Annotated in this window: 13 protein-coding genes; 4 read left to right on the forward strand and 9 right to left on the reverse strand. The window is 64.3% G+C overall.

Annotated features, from left to right (window positions below; all coding sequences use genetic code 11):
* Positions 1–59: 59 nt before the first annotated feature.
* From prmC to VSR68_RS31470, 4 genes are all read right to left on the reverse strand, one after another.
* Positions 60–908, reverse strand: a complete 849-nt coding sequence (prmC, locus tag VSR68_RS31455; protein ID WP_342943525.1) for a peptide chain release factor N(5)-glutamine methyltransferase — start codon at positions 906–908, stop codon at positions 60–62.
* 9 nt (positions 909–917) lie between these two features.
* Positions 918–2,000, reverse strand: a complete 1,083-nt coding sequence (gene prfA, locus VSR68_RS31460) for a peptide chain release factor 1 (protein ID WP_342943526.1) — start codon at positions 1,998–2,000, stop codon at positions 918–920.
* A 140-nt stretch (positions 2,001–2,140) separates the two neighbouring features.
* Complete coding sequence (gene hemA, locus VSR68_RS31465) at positions 2,141–3,430, reverse strand: glutamyl-tRNA reductase (protein WP_342943527.1); 1,290 nt, start codon at positions 3,428–3,430, stop codon at positions 2,141–2,143.
* A 54-nt stretch (positions 3,431–3,484) separates the two neighbouring features.
* Positions 3,485–4,231: a response regulator transcription factor gene (locus VSR68_RS31470; RefSeq protein WP_342943528.1), complete on the reverse strand. Its 747-nt coding sequence runs from the start codon at positions 4,229–4,231 to the stop codon at positions 3,485–3,487.
* 195 nt (positions 4,232–4,426) lie between these two features.
* Between VSR68_RS31470 and VSR68_RS31475 the strand changes: the two genes are divergently transcribed.
* The 4 genes from VSR68_RS31475 to VSR68_RS31490 all read left to right on the forward strand — a co-directional run bounded on the left by VSR68_RS31475 (position 4,427) and on the right by VSR68_RS31490 (position 7,804).
* Positions 4,427–4,687: a hypothetical protein gene (locus tag VSR68_RS31475; protein WP_342943529.1), complete on the forward strand. Its 261-nt coding sequence runs from the start codon at positions 4,427–4,429 to the stop codon at positions 4,685–4,687.
* 20 nt (positions 4,688–4,707) lie between these two features.
* Entirely contained in the window at positions 4,708–6,522 is a 1,815-nt protein-coding gene (locus tag VSR68_RS31480; protein WP_342943530.1) for an aminopeptidase P family protein, read from the forward strand.
* 110 nt (positions 6,523–6,632) lie between these two features.
* A complete protein-coding gene (locus VSR68_RS31485) occupies positions 6,633–7,184 on the forward strand; it encodes an isochorismatase family protein (protein WP_342943531.1) in 552 nt (183 codons plus the stop codon).
* Positions 7,181–7,804 (forward strand): HAD family phosphatase, encoded by a 624-nt coding sequence (locus VSR68_RS31490; RefSeq protein WP_342943532.1) that lies wholly within the window; start codon positions 7,181–7,183, stop codon positions 7,802–7,804. The genes VSR68_RS31485 and VSR68_RS31490 overlap by 4 nt, the downstream gene beginning before the upstream one ends.
* A 32-nt stretch (positions 7,805–7,836) precedes the next feature.
* On the opposite strand, the gene VSR68_RS31495 is transcribed toward VSR68_RS31490, so the two are convergent.
* From VSR68_RS31495 to ugpA, 5 genes are all read right to left on the reverse strand, one after another.
* Complete coding sequence (locus tag VSR68_RS31495; protein ID WP_342943533.1) at positions 7,837–8,985, reverse strand: DUF748 domain-containing protein; 1,149 nt, start codon at positions 8,983–8,985, stop codon at positions 7,837–7,839.
* 98 nt (positions 8,986–9,083) lie between these two features.
* Positions 9,084–10,751: an energy-dependent translational throttle protein EttA gene (gene ettA, locus VSR68_RS31500; RefSeq protein WP_342943534.1), complete on the reverse strand. Its 1,668-nt coding sequence runs from the start codon at positions 10,749–10,751 to the stop codon at positions 9,084–9,086.
* A 928-nt stretch (positions 10,752–11,679) separates the two neighbouring features.
* Complete coding sequence (locus tag VSR68_RS31505) at positions 11,680–12,768, reverse strand: sn-glycerol-3-phosphate import ATP-binding protein UgpC (RefSeq protein ID WP_342943535.1); 1,089 nt, start codon at positions 12,766–12,768, stop codon at positions 11,680–11,682.
* 103 nt (positions 12,769–12,871) lie between these two features.
* Complete coding sequence (ugpE, locus tag VSR68_RS31510) at positions 12,872–13,717, reverse strand: sn-glycerol-3-phosphate ABC transporter permease UgpE (RefSeq protein WP_342943536.1); 846 nt, start codon at positions 13,715–13,717, stop codon at positions 12,872–12,874.
* A complete protein-coding gene (gene ugpA, locus VSR68_RS31515; RefSeq protein ID WP_342943537.1) occupies positions 13,714–14,598 on the reverse strand; it encodes a sn-glycerol-3-phosphate ABC transporter permease UgpA in 885 nt (294 codons plus the stop codon). Before ugpA ends, ugpE begins: the two co-directional genes overlap by 4 nt.
* Between the last annotated feature and the right edge of the window lie 60 nt (positions 14,599–14,658).

The following is a 14,658-nucleotide window of genomic DNA, read 5'->3' on the forward strand; positions in this document are numbered from 1 at the left end:
ATGATAGCGGATTTCGCCGATGCCGGCCGGTGGCGGAATCGACGTGATTTCGTCGCGTGTCAGCCCGGCCAGCGCCCGCCGCTGATGCGCTCGATGCCCGCCAGATCGCACTCGGAACGGACATCTGCGAAACCTTGCGCGGTGAGAATCGCGCGGACGGCTTCCGCCTGATCGTAGCCGTGTTCCATCCACAGCACGCCGTCGGGCGCCAGCCTCGACGGCGCGCCCGCGACGATCGCGCGGATCGCCGATAGCCCATCGGCCTCGTCGGTGAGCGCGCTGCGCGGCTCGAAACGCAAATCGCCTTGCGACAGATGCGGATCGCCGCTCGCGATATACGGCGGGTTGCTGACGATCACATCGAACGTAAGCGACGCGTCGAGCGCACCGTACCAGTCGCCTTGCGCGATCTGCACGTCGCCGCCGGGGCGCTTCGGCTCGAGCAGCCGGACCGCATTGCGCGCGGCAACGGCCAGTGCTTCCGCCGAGCGGTCGACGGCCCAGACACGCGCATCCGGACGCGACCACGCAATCGACACGGCGATCGCGCCCGTGCCCGTGCCGAGATCGAGCACGCGGGCGCGCGCGGCGCGCGCTTCGAGCGCGTGCACGGCCGTTTCGACGAGCAATTCGGTTTCGGGGCGGGGAATGAGCACATCGCGCGTGACGTCGAAATCGAGCCCGAAGAATTCACGCGATCCGATGAGCTGCGCAATGGGCTCGCCATCGACGCGTCTCGCCTGAAGCTCCCGAAATGCCGTGACTTTTTGCGGATCGAGTGCGACGTCGGCGCGCGTGATCAGTTCCGTGCGGCGCCAGCCGAGCGCGTGGCCGAGCAGAATGCGCGCTTCGAGCGCAGGCAGCGGCGATGCGCGCAGCAGCGTGGCGACGGTATCGGCTGTATTCATGCGTGCGGCTCAGTCCGCGTCGCCGAGCGACGCCAGCAATTCCGCCTGATGCTCGGACACGAGCGCGGCGATCAGTTCGTCGAGATCGCCTGCCATGATCGCTTCGAGGCGATACAGCGTCAGGTTGATCCGGTGATCGGTGAGACGGCCTTGTGGAAAGTTGTAGGTGCGAATGCGCTCCGAGCGGTCGCCCGAGCCGATCAGGCTCTTGCGCGTCGCGGCTTCCTTCGCGTGCTGCTCGTGGTACTGCTTGTCCTTGATGCGCGCAGCGAGCACCTTCAGCGCGCGATCCTTGTTCTTGTGCTGCGAGCGGTCGTCCTGGCATTCGACGACGATGCCCGTCGGCAGGTGCGTCACGCGCACGGCCGAATCGGTCTTGTTGATGTGCTGACCGCCCGCGCCGGACGCGCGGAACGTGTCGATGCGCAGATCGGCGGGATTGATTTCGACCTCGCCGATTTCGTCCGCTTCCGGCATCACCGCGACCGTGCACGCCGACGTGTGGATGCGGCCCTGGGTTTCCGTCGCCGGCACGCGCTGCACGCGATGGCCGCCGGACTCGAATTTGAGCTTCGAGTACGCGGCGTCGCCCGCGATCCGCACGATCACTTCCTTGTAGCCGCCCAGATCCGATTCGCTCGCCGACATCATCTCGACCTGCCAGCGGTTGCGTTCCGCGTAGCGCAGGTACATGCGCAACAGATCGCCCGCGAACAGCGCGGACTCGTCGCCGCCCGTGCCCGCGCGAATTTCGAGGAAGATGTTGCGGTCGTCGTTCGGATCTTTAGGCAGCAGCATCTTTTGCAGCTCGCCTTCGAGCTTTTCCATCTGATCGCGCGCCGTGCGAATTTCCTCTTCCGCGAAATCCTTCATCGATGCGTCCGACAGCAGTTCCTGCGCCGTCGCCGCATCGTTCAGCGCCTGGCGCCACAGACCGTAATGCTCGACGAGAGGCTGCAACTCCGCGTGTTCGCGCGTGAGTTTGCGGTATTGGTCGATGCTCGACGTGACGTCTTCGCGGCTCAACAGGTCATTCAGTTCGGCCAGCCGGGTAGTGAGCTGGTCGAGCTTGGCTTGCATGCTCGTTTTCATTGGGGCGTTCGGAGCGGACTCCGGAAAGGACGGCTAAATTCGGGATTCGGGACGAAATCGGGACGAATGCCCGGGATACTGCGGATAACGCACCGTGCGAGCCTGGGCGGCAACACGCGATGTGTCGGCGTGGAGCGCCGCTAACGCTCCGTCGAAGAGTGAGCGTGTTTGTAGAAGCCGCCCATCAGCTCGATTAGCTGATCGCGGTTTTCGCTGCTGGCGCGATTGAGCGCGTGCGTCGGGCCGTGGATCAGCTTGTTCGTCAGCGCCTGCGACAGCGCTTCGAGCACGACTGCGGGATCGTCGCCGCGCGCGAGCATCTTCTGGGCTTTCTCGACTTCGGCGCGGCGCAGCGCGTCGGCCTGCGTATGCATGTGGCGGATGACGGGCACGATGCTGCGCGCGTCGAGCCACTGCATGAAATTCTGCACGCGCGTCTCGATGATCGTTTCGGCTTGCGCGACGGCAGCTTGCCGCGACGCATTGCCTTCGCGGACAATCGCGCCGAGATCGTCGACGGTGTACAGGAACACGTCTTCGAGCTGGCCGACTTCCGGTTCGATGTCGCGCGGCACGGCGAGATCGACCATGAAGATCGGCCGGTGACGGCGCGCCTTCACCGCGCGCTCGACGGCGCCGAGGCCGATGATGGGCAGCGTCGACGCCGTGCACGACACGATGATGTCGAATTCGTGCATGCGGGCGGGCAAGTCGGAGAGGGGAATCGCGCGGCCGTTGAAGCGGCCGGCGAGACGCTCGCCGCGTTCTGCCGTGCGATTCGCGACAACCAGTTCACGCGGCTGCTGCGCGGCGAAGTGCGTCGCGCACAGCTCGATCATTTCGCCCGCGCCGATGAACAGCACGCGCTGGTTCGCCACCTTGTCGAAAATGCGCTGCGCGAGGCGCACAGAGGCCGCCGCCATCGAGACAGATTGCGCCCCGATTTCCGTCGTGGTCCGCACCTCTTTCGCGACGGCGAACGTGCGCTGGAACAGCTGGTTCAGGTACGTGCCGAGCGCGCCGGCTTCGGAAGCCGTGCGCACGGCATCCTTCATCTGGCCGACAATCTGCGTCTCGCCGAGCACCATCGAGTCGAGCCCCGACGCGACGCGAAACGCGTGGCGCACGGCTTCGGACTGCGGCAGCGCGTACACGTGCGGCGCGAGTTCGTCGACGGCGATGTTGTGGTACTTCGACAGCCAGTGGACTGCCGCTTCGCGGGCGGCGTGGTCGTCGGTGGCGCAGTACAGCTCGGTGCGGTTGCAGGTCGACAGGATCGCCGCTTCCGGCGCGGCACGGGCCGTGCGACCGAGGAAGATGTCCTTGAACGTCGACAGTGCCGGCTTGATCTGTTCGAGCGGAAACGCCACGCGCTCGCGCAAGGCGACGGGCGCGGTGTGGTGATTGATTCCGATCGTTAAGAGTTGCACGGGGGCGCTACGGCCTTGCAAGGCGACGTATTGGGGCTATGGTTAGGCCCAATATTATAGCGTTTCCACGAATCTTTCATTGGCGGGGGCCTTATCCGCGCCATCCGCCTTTTCTACAGGAATCTGGTCCAGACGGTAGCCGTACCCGTACAGCGGAACCAGCGTGTAGCCGAATTCCGGCCGCAATTCGAGCTTGGTCCTGATGCGCGACGCATGGGTATCGAGCGTGCGCGACCTAACGTCGCGGCGGCGCGACCAGACAGTTTCGAGGATGTGCGCGCGCGAAACGGCCCGCGACATGTTCGTGAACAGCAGCAGCGCGAACTGGAGTTCTTTGGGCGTCAGCGCGACGCTCTGGCCCCGAAAGGTGACGACCGAGCGGCCTGCATCGAACGCGTATTCGCCGAACAATTCCCGAGCGCGGTTGCGTGGGCGGCGGATGCCGGCGCGGCGCATCAGCGCGTCGATGCGCGCCAGCATTTCAGGACCGCGCGCGGGCTTCGCGAGACAATCGTCGGCGCCCGCCTGCAATGTCGCAACCAGTTCGCTTTCGCGCGGCGACGTCATCAGCACGACGACGGGCAGACCGGGCAACACCTCGCGCACGCGCGCGATCACGTCCTCGGCGGCTGCGTCGCCGCAAAACGCGTCGGTGACGAGAAGATCGAAAAATTCGCGAGCAGCGCCCGCCAGAAACGGCGCGCTGGCGGAAAAATGGTGACAGGCATGCCCACCGGCAAACAGTAGCCGGCCGACGATTTCCGCATGCCGCAGGTCGGGCTCAATAAGGGCGATTCGCATGGGACGAAGGACGGGACGCAGCGGCCTGGCGCGGGGGCTTTCGGCTTGCGTAACCTTGCCCCGGGCCCCTAAACTCAACCGCTACGCAGAAAGCCGTGCTGACCTTCTAGTGAAAGAGAAAAAAATGCTAGCCATCGATAAAACAGCTGCCTATCAGAAAAGTCTTAAATTGATGATCGGCGGCGGGGTGCGTTGATGGGCTGGCCCGGGCTGATCCTCCTTGGCGCCGCCGTCGGTCTGGTCAGCTGGTGGCTGCATCCGCTGCGGCGCGCGAGCCGCGTGAGCCTGTGGGTGGCGCTCCTCGTCGGCGTGGCGGGGGCGGCCATCGCGCACATGGCTGGCAACGTCGTCCAGCTCTTCCATGACGGCGATACGCTCGAATGGCCCGTCTGCACCGCTTTCGCTCTCGTTGCCGTTGCCGTTGCCGTGACGGTCGGCTTGTTATCCCGTCGATGAACTCTTTGCAGGTGAAACCGATGAACGTACGACTCCCCGAAACTGCCTCGATCCCCGAGCGCATTGCACAACTGCGCAGCGCGATGACGCAGCAAGGGCTCGCCGCCTGGCTCGTGCCGTCGGCCGATCCGCATCTCTCCGAATATCTGCCGGGCCGCTGGCAGGGCCGCGAGTGGCTGTCCGGGTTCACCGGCTCGGTCGGCACGCTGGTCGTGACGGCCGACTTTGCCGGCCTGTGGGTCGACAGCCGCTATTGGGTGCAGGCCGAGGCGCAACTGGCGGGCACGGGCATTCAGCTGATGAAAATGTTCGGCGGCCAGCTGACGGCGCCGCACATCGACTGGCTCGCGCAGAACGTGGCGGCGGGCGCGACGGTCGGTGTCGACGGCGCGGTGCTCGGCGTCGCGGCGGCGCGCGCGCTGAGCGATGCGCTGACGGCGCGCGGCGTCAAGCTGCGCACCGACGTCGATCTGCTCGACACCGTCTGGCCGCAGCGTCCGGAATTGCCGACGGGCGCCGTCTACGAGCACTCCGCGCCGCACGCGAGCGTTTCGCGTGCGGAAAAACTGGACCGGATTCGCCGCGCAATGCAGGAAAAGGGCGCGCAGTGGCACTTCATCTCGACGCTCGACGATCTCGCCTGGCTGCTGAATCTGCGCGGCGCTGACGTGAACTACAACCCGGTGTTCGTCGCGCATGCGCTGATCGGGCTGGAACGCGCGTCGCTTTTCGTGACGGACGGCAAGGTGCCCGCGGAGCTGGCGGAGTCGCTGGCGCGCGACGGCATTCGCGTCGAGCCCTACGCCAAGACCGCCGATGCGCTCGCCGCGCTGCCGGGCGGCCAGACGCTTCTGATCGACCCGCGCCGCATCACGTTTGGCTTGCTGCAATCGGTGCCGGCGTCGGTGGAAATCGTCGAGTCGGTGAATCCGTCGACCTTCTTCAAGTCGCGCAAGACGGAAGCCGAAGCCGCGCACGTGCGCGCGACGATGGAGCAGGACGGCGCGGCGCTTGCCGAATTCTTCGCGTGGTTCGAGGGCGCGCTCGGCCGCGAAAAGATCACCGAACTGACGATCGACGAAAAGCTGACGGCGGCGCGCGCGCGCCGGCCGGGCTTCGTCACGCTGAGCTTCGCGACGATCGCCGGTTTCAACGCCAACGGCGCGATGCCGCACTATCGCGCGACGCCCGCGTCGCATTCGACGATCGAAGGCAACGGCCTGCTCCTGATCGACTCGGGCGGCCAGTACCTGAGCGGCACGACCGACATTACGCGCGTCGTGCCCATCGGCACGATCAACGACGAGCATCGCCGCGACTTCACGACGGTGCTGAAGGGCACGATGGCGCTCTCGCGCGCGAAGTTTCCGCGCGGCATCCGTTCGCCGATGCTCGACGCCATCGCGCGCGCGCCGATCTGGGAAATGGGCGCTGACTACGGGCACGGCACGGGGCATGGTGTCGGCTATTTCCTGAACGTCCACGAAGGTCCGCAGGTGATCTCGCACTACGCGCCCGCCGAAGCATGGACGGCGATGGAAGAGGGCATGATCACGTCGATCGAGCCGGGCATCTATCGTCCGGGCAAGTGGGGCATTCGCATCGAGAATCTGGTGCTCAACCGTCCGGCGCAGAAAACCGAGTTCGGCGATTTCCTGGAATTCGAAACGCTGACGCTGTGCCCGATCGACACGCGCTGCATCGCGCTGAACCTGCTGCGCGACGACGAGCGCGCGTGGCTCAACGCGTATCACCAGAAGGTGCGCGCGCGCGTGTCGCCGCATGTATCGGGCGACGCGAAGGCGTGGCTCGAAACGCGCACGCAGCCGATCTGACGCGCAGGACGCCGCCGCGGCAGCGTGTTTGCGGCGGCGTCTCGCGCATCGGCGCCGCCGTGTTCTCTGCAAAAAATCGCCGCAAAAATAACGTGAATAGCGAGGCTCGCATGTCCGGTGTTGCCGTCATCGTCATCGACGTCCAGCAGATGTTCTTCAACGGTCCGTCGGCCGCTTATCGCGCCGGCGATGTGATCGACGGCATCAACCGGCTCACGTCGGCTGCGCGCGATGCGAATGCGCCAGTGTTTTTCGTGCAGCACGAAAGCGATGCGAATGGGCCGCTCGCGCGCGGCAGCGATGCGTGGCAATTGCCCGCCGCGCTCGTTCGCGAGCCGCAGGACCGTTCCATCTTCAAGACTGTCGGCGATTCGTTCCAGGACACGCCGCTTGCCGCGCAGCTTCAACAAGGCGACATCGACAGCGTGATCCTATGTGGCTACGCAACGGAGTTCTGCGTTAATGCCACGGCGCGGCGCGCCGAACTGCTCGGCCTGCGCACGACGGTCGTGTCCGACCTTCACACGACCCAGGACAAGCCGCACCTCGCCGCCGACAAGATCGTCGAGCACCAGAACTTCGTCTGGGCCCATTCGTCGATGACGGGCAAGCGCGTCAAGGTGCGTCCGCTCGCCGACATTCTGCAAACGGAGTTCGCATGACCATCAAGGCAGTCGTGTTCGATTTCGGCGGCGTGCTGATCGACTGGAGCCCCGAGTATCTGTACCGCGCGCTGATCCCCGACGACGCCGAGCGCCGCTGGTTCCTGACCAATGTCTGCACGATGGACTGGGTGGTCCGCCAGGACGGCGGCCAGCCGATCGCGGAAGGCACGGCGGAGCTGATCGAAAAGTTTCCCGAGCACGAGCCGCTGATTCGCGCGTTCTACGAGCGCTGGCACGAGATGGTCGCGGGCGTGCTCGACGACGGCGTCGCGACCGTCGAGAAACTCGAAGCCGCGAACGTGCCGCTCTTCGGCCTGACGAACTGGTCGGACGAGACGTTTCCGTATGCGTGGGAGCACTATCCGGTGCTGCGCCGCTTCAAGGACATCGTCGTGTCGGGCCGCGTGAAAATGGTCAAGCCCGATCCGGCGATCTTCGATGAAATGCTGCGCCGGATTCGCGCGCATCTGCCGGATGTGCAGCCGCATGAACTCGTCTTCATCGACGACAACGTCAAGAACGCCAACGCGGCAGCCGAACTCGGCTGGCACGGCGTGCATCACACGAACGCTGATGAAACGGAAGCCAGGCTGCGAGCGCTAGGGTTGCCTGTCTGAGCGTGAACAGAGCGCTGCTGACGAAGCGAGCCTCATTGCCCGAGCAGATTCTTCAACGCGTTGCCGAGTCCCTTCACCGTTTCACCCGCGCCCTTCGCGACGCCTTCTGCGCTGACGCCCAGCGCTTTCGCGAAGTTCGCGCGCAGCTCGGTCATCAGGCTTTCGTTGAGCTTGAACTTCGGGTCGCGCAAATTGCCGTCGATCGTGAAGTGCAGCGTGATGTCGTCGCCATGCTTCTTGAGCGCGGCCACGGCGGCGCGGGTCGGAATCTGCATGAACGTATCGAGCGGATCGCCCGTGTCGGCCAGTTGCAGACGATGCAGCGTGATCGTGCCCGGCGCGTGGATGTGATAGCTGGTCACGCTCGCCTGCATGTTCAGGTCGAGCGTGCCGCCCGTTACCTGGGTCTTCGCGCCCGCCTTCTTCAGCAGATACGGATCGAGCGTGACGACATCGACGCCGCGCAGCGTCGTGGTCGTCTGCGAGTCCTTGCTGGCGATTTTCATCCAGCCGTCGAACGTCACCTTGCCGGTGTGCGCCGGACCCTTGATCGAGCCCCGGACTGACAGGCTGGTCGGTTCGGTGAGATCGGGCAGATGGATGTGGTCGACGCTGGCGCTCGCATCGCTGACGATCACCTTGTACGGCGGCTTGCTGACCGATTCGTCGTAGAAGACGAACTGGCCGTCCGCGAACGCGATGTGCTCGATGAGCTTTTCGGCGGGCAAGGGCGGCCGGCTCGACGCTGCGCCGCTTGCCGCGCTCGCGCCACTGGCCGCGTTCGCGGGCTGGCTCACCGATTGCCGCAGCTTCGGCAGCAGTTCGAGACGACCGCTCGCCGTTCGCACCAGGGCGAGACTGAAGCCGCGTACCACGACGCTTTTCATATGCACGCGATGCGCGAGCAGATCGCCGACATCGGGCGTCATCGTGATCTGCTCGGCCGTGAGCGAGTCGGCAGTCGGCCAGTCGTTGGGCGCCGTCAGCCGCACGCGGTTGAGCGTGATCGACGTGAGGCCGACGTCGATGCTTTGCGCGCTGCCGACCGGCGCGAGCGCCTCGACGACGCGCTCTTTCACTTCATGTTGCACGAAATACAAGCCGCCGAGCGCGACCACGACGAGCAGCACGATCACGCCTGCGAAGGCCACCACCACGCGCTTGCCCGTCGATATCGCCATGCCGTCTCCTCGTCTGCGTGTGACGAGCCAGCAAACCATATGCCGTTCGCATCGAGCCGCGCGAGCGGTCCGTGTGCGGACGGCGGCACAGCGAACGCTTAACGCGTGATCGGCTTGTAACGCAGACGCTTCGGACGCGCCGCTTCTTCGCCGAGACGCGCGCGCTTGTCAGCTTCGTATTCCTGGTAGTTGCCGTCGAAGAACGTCACTTGCGAATCGCCTTCGAACGAGAGGATGTGCGTCGCGATACGGTCCAGGAACCAGCGGTCGTGCGAGATCACCATCACCGAGCCGGCGAATTCGAGCAGTGCGTCCTCGAGCGCGCGCAGCGTTTCGACGTCGAGGTCGTTCGACGGCTCGTCGAGCAGCAGCATGTTGCCGCCCGCGATCAGCGTCTTCGCCAGATGCAGACGGCCGCGCTCGCCGCCCGACAGGTTGCCGACGATCTTCTGCTGGTCGCCGCCCTTGAAGTTGAAGCGGCCGATATACGCACGCGACGGCGTTTCGTACTTGCCGACCGTCAGCACATCGGCGCCGCCGGAGACGGCTTCGAACACGGTCTTCGAGCCGTCGAGCGCGTCGCGGCTCTGGTCGACGTACGCGAGCTTGACGGTCGGGCCCTTGATGATTTCGCCCGAATCCGGCTGTTCCTTGCCCGTCAGCATGCGGAAGAGTGTCGACTTGCCGGCGCCGTTCGGCCCGATGATGCCGACGATCGCGCCCGCCGGAATCTTGAAGCTGAGATTGTCGATCAGCAGGCGATCGCCGTACGACTTGCTGACGTTCTTGAACTCGATCACTTCATTGCCGAGGCGGTCGCCGACGGGAATGAAGATTTCCTGCGTTTCGTTGCGCTTTTGATATTCCTGGCTGTTCAGTTCCTCGAAGCGGGCGATACGCGCCTTCGACTTCGCCTGACGGCCCTTCGGATTCTGGCGCACCCACTCCAGTTCCTTCTTGATCGCCTTCTGACGCGCCGATTCGGATGCCTCTTCCTGTTTCAGGCGGTCTTCCTTCTGATCGAGCCAGCTGCTGTAGTTGCCTTTCCACGGAATGCCGTAGCCGCGGTCGAGTTCGAGAATCCACTCGGCGGCGTTGTCGAGGAAGTAGCGATCGTGCGTCACGGCGACGACGGTACCCGGGAAGCGTGTGAGGAACTGCTCCAGCCATTCGACGGATTCGGCGTCGAGGTGGTTGGTCGGTTCGTCGAGCAGCAGCATGTCGGGCTTTTCGAGCAGCAGCTTGCACAGCGCGACGCGGCGTTTTTCGCCGCCCGACAGATGCTCGATCTTCGCGTCCCACGGCGGCAGGCGCAGCGCGTCGGCGGCCACTTCGAGCTGCTGTTCGGCGCTGCCGCCGTCGGAGGTCGCGAGGATCGCTTCGTACTTCGCCTGCTCGGCGGCGAGCGCGTCGAAGTCGGCGTCCGGTTCCGCGTACGCAGCGTAGATTTCGTCGAGTTTCTTTTGCGCGTTGAACACGTCGCCGAGACCTTCTTCGACGGCTTCGCGCACCGTTTTTTGCGGATCGAGCTGCGGTTCCTGCGGCAGATAGCCGATGTTCAGGTTCGGCATCGGCGTGGCTTCGCCTTCGATGTCCTTGTCGACGCCGGCCATGATCTTGATCAGCGTGGATTTACCTGAGCCGTTCAGGCCGAGGAGGCCGATCTTCGCGCCGGGGAAGAACGACAGCGAAATGTCTTTCAGGATTTGACGCTTGGGCGGCACGATTTTGCCGACCCGGTTCATGGTGAAGACGTATTGGGCCATTTGCTTGAATTGGGCGTTGAGTGAATACGGCACTAAGCGTGCCGGCGCCCGGGCGGGCGGATGTGTCATTGTACTTGGGTGTTTGAGGGCTTTCTCTTTCTGTCTGCGACGCTGTTTGTTTTTGCCTTTTGCGTTGGCATCCGCGATTGCGTGGCTATTTTCAGCGTGCCGCTGGCATCCGCGTTGCGTTGGTTTGCTTTGCTCTTCGCTGGCATCCGCGTTGCGCCTCGCGGCGCGGGCGTTGCCCCTGTGCGGGGCGGCACTCACTTTCTTTGCCGCCGCAAAGAAAGTAAGCAAAGAAAGCGGGCTCACACCGCCAGCGCTTGACATTTACCCACGGGCTCTCGACGTCCCCGTGTTTCACGCGGGCAGTGTGCTGGCCTGTGTTCGTCGCCAACGCTCCGGCTAAACGCCTCACCCGCTTCATGCACGTGCGGCACGGCCAAGGGTATCGAACGTTTCAGAGCCGCATGCCGGTAGTGAACGGAGGTTGCTGTGTCATAGAGGGCAACGCCCGCACTTGTAGCTGCATCGCGTAACGAGGGTGTCTTGTGCGGCGCGAATGCCTACACACAGTTTGCCGCAAAGGGGCCGGGGATATTCGATGTCGCGAGCCGCGATGCGGGTGCATGAAGCAGGTGAGACGTTCAGGCAAAAACGCTGGCGACGAACACAGACCAGCACACTGTCGCGTGAAACATGGGGACGTCGAGAGCCCGTGGGTAAATGTCAAGCACTGACGGTGTGAGCCCGCTTTCTTTGCTTACTTTCTTTGCGGCGGCAAAGAAAGTGAGTGCCGCCCCGCACAGGGGCAACGCCCGCGCCGCGAGGCGCAACGCGGATGCCAGCGGCACGCTGAAAATAGCCATGCAATCGCGGATGCCAGCGAAAAGACAAAAAACAAAAGCGTCGCAGACAAATTAAAACCTCAGTTCAACCGCCTGCCATCTTCCTCATCGAAGAAGTGAAGATGCTGCGCGGGCAACGCGACCTGAAGCACTTCACCGGCATCCGGCCGGTGCCCATGCGGCAGCCGCACGGTGACGTCATGCTGTCCCCAGCGCCCGTGCGCAAGATTGTCCGCGCCGAGCAGTTCGCACGAATCGACGGCAAGCGTCGCGGCGGGCGCGCCGGGCTGCCCGGGCGTCATGTGCTCGGGACGGATGCCGAGCACGCACACGCGGCCCGCCGCCACTTCGCGGCCGATGCACGGCACGTCCACAAGCGGCAGCGTCGGCCCTTCGCCCGCGACTTCGAACGAAGCACCGTCGTCGGCGATCCGGCCGTCCAGCAGATTCATCCCAGGCGAGCCGATGAAGCCCGCCACGAAAATCGTCGCGGGCCGCTCGTACACTTCCGTCGGCGCGCCGATCTGTTCCGCGTGGCCGCGATTCATCACGATCACGCGCTGCGCGAGCGTCATCGCTTCGATCTGATCGTGCGTCACGTACAGGCTCGTCGTCTTGAGCCGGCCGTGCAGGCGCTGGATTTCGAGCCGCATTTGCACACGCAGCCGCGCGTCGAGATTCGACAGCGGCTCGTCGAACAGAAACGCGGCCGGCTCGCGCACAATCGCGCGGCCCATCGCGACGCGCTGTCGCTGGCCGCCCGACAGCTCGCGTGGCTTTCTCGCCAGCAGCGGTTCGAGTTCGAGAATCTTCGCCGCCGTCAGCACGCGCGCTTCGATCTTCGATTTCGGCAACCCGGCGATCTTCAGCGCGTAGCCCATGTTCTGCGTGACCGTCATGTGCGGGTAGAGCGCGTAGTTCTGAAACACCATCGCGATGTTGCGATCTTTCGGTTCGAGAGCGTTGACGACCTTCCCGTCGATTGCAATCTCACCCTCGGTGACGGCTTCGAGGCCCGCGATCATGCGCAGCAACGTCGACTTGCCGCACCCCGACGGCCCGACCATCACGACGAACTCGCCGTCGCGCACGTCGGCGTTGATGCCGTGCAGGACGTTCTGCTTGCCGTCGTACGATTTCTTCACTCCTTTCAGCGTCAGTGCGGACATGGTTTTTATCCTTGTATTTCAGCACTCGTTTTTCGGGCTCATCTTTGAGCCTCATTTTCGGCATTCATTTTTCGGCCTCATTTTTCAGCCTCATTTTTCAGCCTCATTTTTCAGCATCAATGAGGCCGCGCACGAACCAGCGCTGCATCGCCAGCACGACGACGAGCGGCGGCAACATCGCGAGCAGCGTCGCGGCCATCACGAGATGCCATTCGGTCGCCGTGTCGCCGGAAGCGATCATGCTCTTGATGCCGACCACGGCCGTCGTCAACGACTGCTGGCTCGTGATCAGGATCGGCCACAAGTACTGGTTCCAGCCGTAGATGAACGTGATGACGAAGAGCGCCGCGAGATTCGTCTTCGACAGCGGCAGCACGACGTCCCAGAAGAAGCGCAGCGGACCGGCGCCGTCGATGCGCGCGGCTTCCATCAGCTCGTCGGGCAGCGTGAGAAAGAACTGGCGGAACAGAAACGTCGCGGTGGCGGAGGCGATCAGCGGCAGCGTGAGCCCGGCGTACGTGTTGCTCAGATGCATCGACGACACGACCTGCACGGTCGGAAAGATGCGCACTTCGACGGGCAGCATCAGCGTGACGAAGATCAGCCAGAACGCGGCGCTGCGGCCGGGAAAGCGGAAGAACACGATCGCGAAAGCCGAGACGATCGACACGGCGATCTTGCCGATTGCAATAATGAGCGCCATCACGAGACTGTTGAGCAGCATCGCGCCGAACGGGCTCGCGGCGTTGCCCGTGCCGTGCGTCCAGATGTTCGCGAGGTTCTCGAACAGATGCGTGCGCGGCACCAGCGAAAGCGGCACGCTGAACACTTCGTGCTCGTCCATCGTCGCCGCGCAGAACGCGACGTAGACGGGAAACACGACCAGCAGCACGCCGACGATCAGCACGGCGTGGCAGAAGAGGTCGAAGCCGCGGCGATTCTCGATCATGAGTATTGAACCCTCCGCTCGATGAAGCGGAACTGCACGACAGTCAGCCCGACGACGATCACCATCAGCACGACCGATTGCGCGCCCGAGCTGCCGATGTCGAGTCCCTGGAAGCCTTCGGCGAAGATCTTGTAGATCAGCGTGCGCGTGGACTGCGCGGGGCCGCCGCCCGTTGCGGCATCGATGATCGGGAAGGTGTCGAAGAACGCGTAGACGAGATTGACGACGAGCAGAAAGAACGTCGTCGGCGACAGCAGCGGCAGCGCGACGCCGAAGAAGCGCCGCACGGGACCGGCGCCGTCGATCGCGGCTGCTTCGATCAGCGAGCGCGGAATCGCCTGAAGCCCCGCGTAGAAGAACAGGAAGTTGTAGCTGACCTGCTTCCATACCGATGCGAGCACGACGAGGAACATTGCCTGACCGGGATTGAGCGCGTGATTCCACACGATGCCCGCCTTGCCGAGCGCGAAGCTCACGAGACCGATGCTCGGGTTGAACAGGAACGACCACAGCACGGCCGCGATCGCGGGCGCGACGGCGTATGGCCAGATCAGGAGCGTCTGATAGGCTTTTGCGCCGCGCGTCACGCGGTCGGCGCAGGCGGCGAGCAGCAGCGAGATCGCGAGCCCTGAAACGGTGACGAGCGCGCAGAAGATCAGCGTCGTTTCGAACGACGACAGGTACAGCGGATCGGCGAACAGCTGCCTGAAATTGCCGAGTCCGACGAATTCGCTCGACGTGCCGAACGCGTCCTGAGTTTGCGTCGATTGCCAGAGCGCTTCGCCTGCGGGCAACAGGAAGAACAGCAGCGTAATCGCGAGTTGCGGCGCGACGAGCAGATAAGGCAGGAAGCTGGTGCCGAAGCGGGAGCGCTTGTCCATCGACGTCCTTCCCAACGGTGAGCGAATCAGGCGCGCTTCGTCGCTTTACTTCGCGCAGCG

It is taken from the genome of Paraburkholderia phymatum, from assembly GCF_038900715.1.
Taxonomy (GTDB): Bacteria; Pseudomonadota; Gammaproteobacteria; order Burkholderiales; family Burkholderiaceae; genus Paraburkholderia; species Paraburkholderia phymatum_A.

What these genes read in the sequence shown, in the direction of transcription:
- prmC (WP_342943525.1), bottom strand. Translation starts at nt 908, where the DNA reads ATGAATACAGCCGATACCGTCGCCACGCTGCTGCGCGCATCGCCGCTG.
- prfA (WP_342943526.1), bottom strand. Translation starts at nt 2,000, where the DNA reads ATGAAAACGAGCATGCAAGCCAAGCTCGACCAGCTCACTACCCGGCTG.
- VSR68_RS31470 (WP_342943528.1), bottom strand. Translation starts at nt 4,231, where the DNA reads ATGCGAATCGCCCTTATTGAGCCCGACCTGCGGCATGCGGAAATCGTC.
- VSR68_RS31475 (WP_342943529.1), top strand. Translation starts at nt 4,427, where the DNA reads ATGGGCTGGCCCGGGCTGATCCTCCTTGGCGCCGCCGTCGGTCTGGTC.
- VSR68_RS31480 (WP_342943530.1), top strand. Translation starts at nt 4,708, where the DNA reads ATGAACGTACGACTCCCCGAAACTGCCTCGATCCCCGAGCGCATTGCA.
- VSR68_RS31485 (WP_342943531.1), top strand. Translation starts at nt 6,633, where the DNA reads ATGTCCGGTGTTGCCGTCATCGTCATCGACGTCCAGCAGATGTTCTTC.
- VSR68_RS31490 (WP_342943532.1), top strand. Translation starts at nt 7,181, where the DNA reads ATGACCATCAAGGCAGTCGTGTTCGATTTCGGCGGCGTGCTGATCGAC.
- VSR68_RS31495 (WP_342943533.1), bottom strand. Translation starts at nt 8,985, where the DNA reads ATGGCGATATCGACGGGCAAGCGCGTGGTGGTGGCCTTCGCAGGCGTG.
- ettA (WP_342943534.1), bottom strand. Translation starts at nt 10,751, where the DNA reads ATGGCCCAATACGTCTTCACCATGAACCGGGTCGGCAAAATCGTGCCG.
- VSR68_RS31505 (WP_342943535.1), bottom strand. Translation starts at nt 12,768, where the DNA reads ATGTCCGCACTGACGCTGAAAGGAGTGAAGAAATCGTACGACGGCAAG.
- ugpE (WP_342943536.1), bottom strand. Translation starts at nt 13,717, where the DNA reads ATGATCGAGAATCGCCGCGGCTTCGACCTCTTCTGCCACGCCGTGCTG.
- ugpA (WP_342943537.1), bottom strand. Translation starts at nt 14,598, where the DNA reads ATGGACAAGCGCTCCCGCTTCGGCACCAGCTTCCTGCCTTATCTGCTC.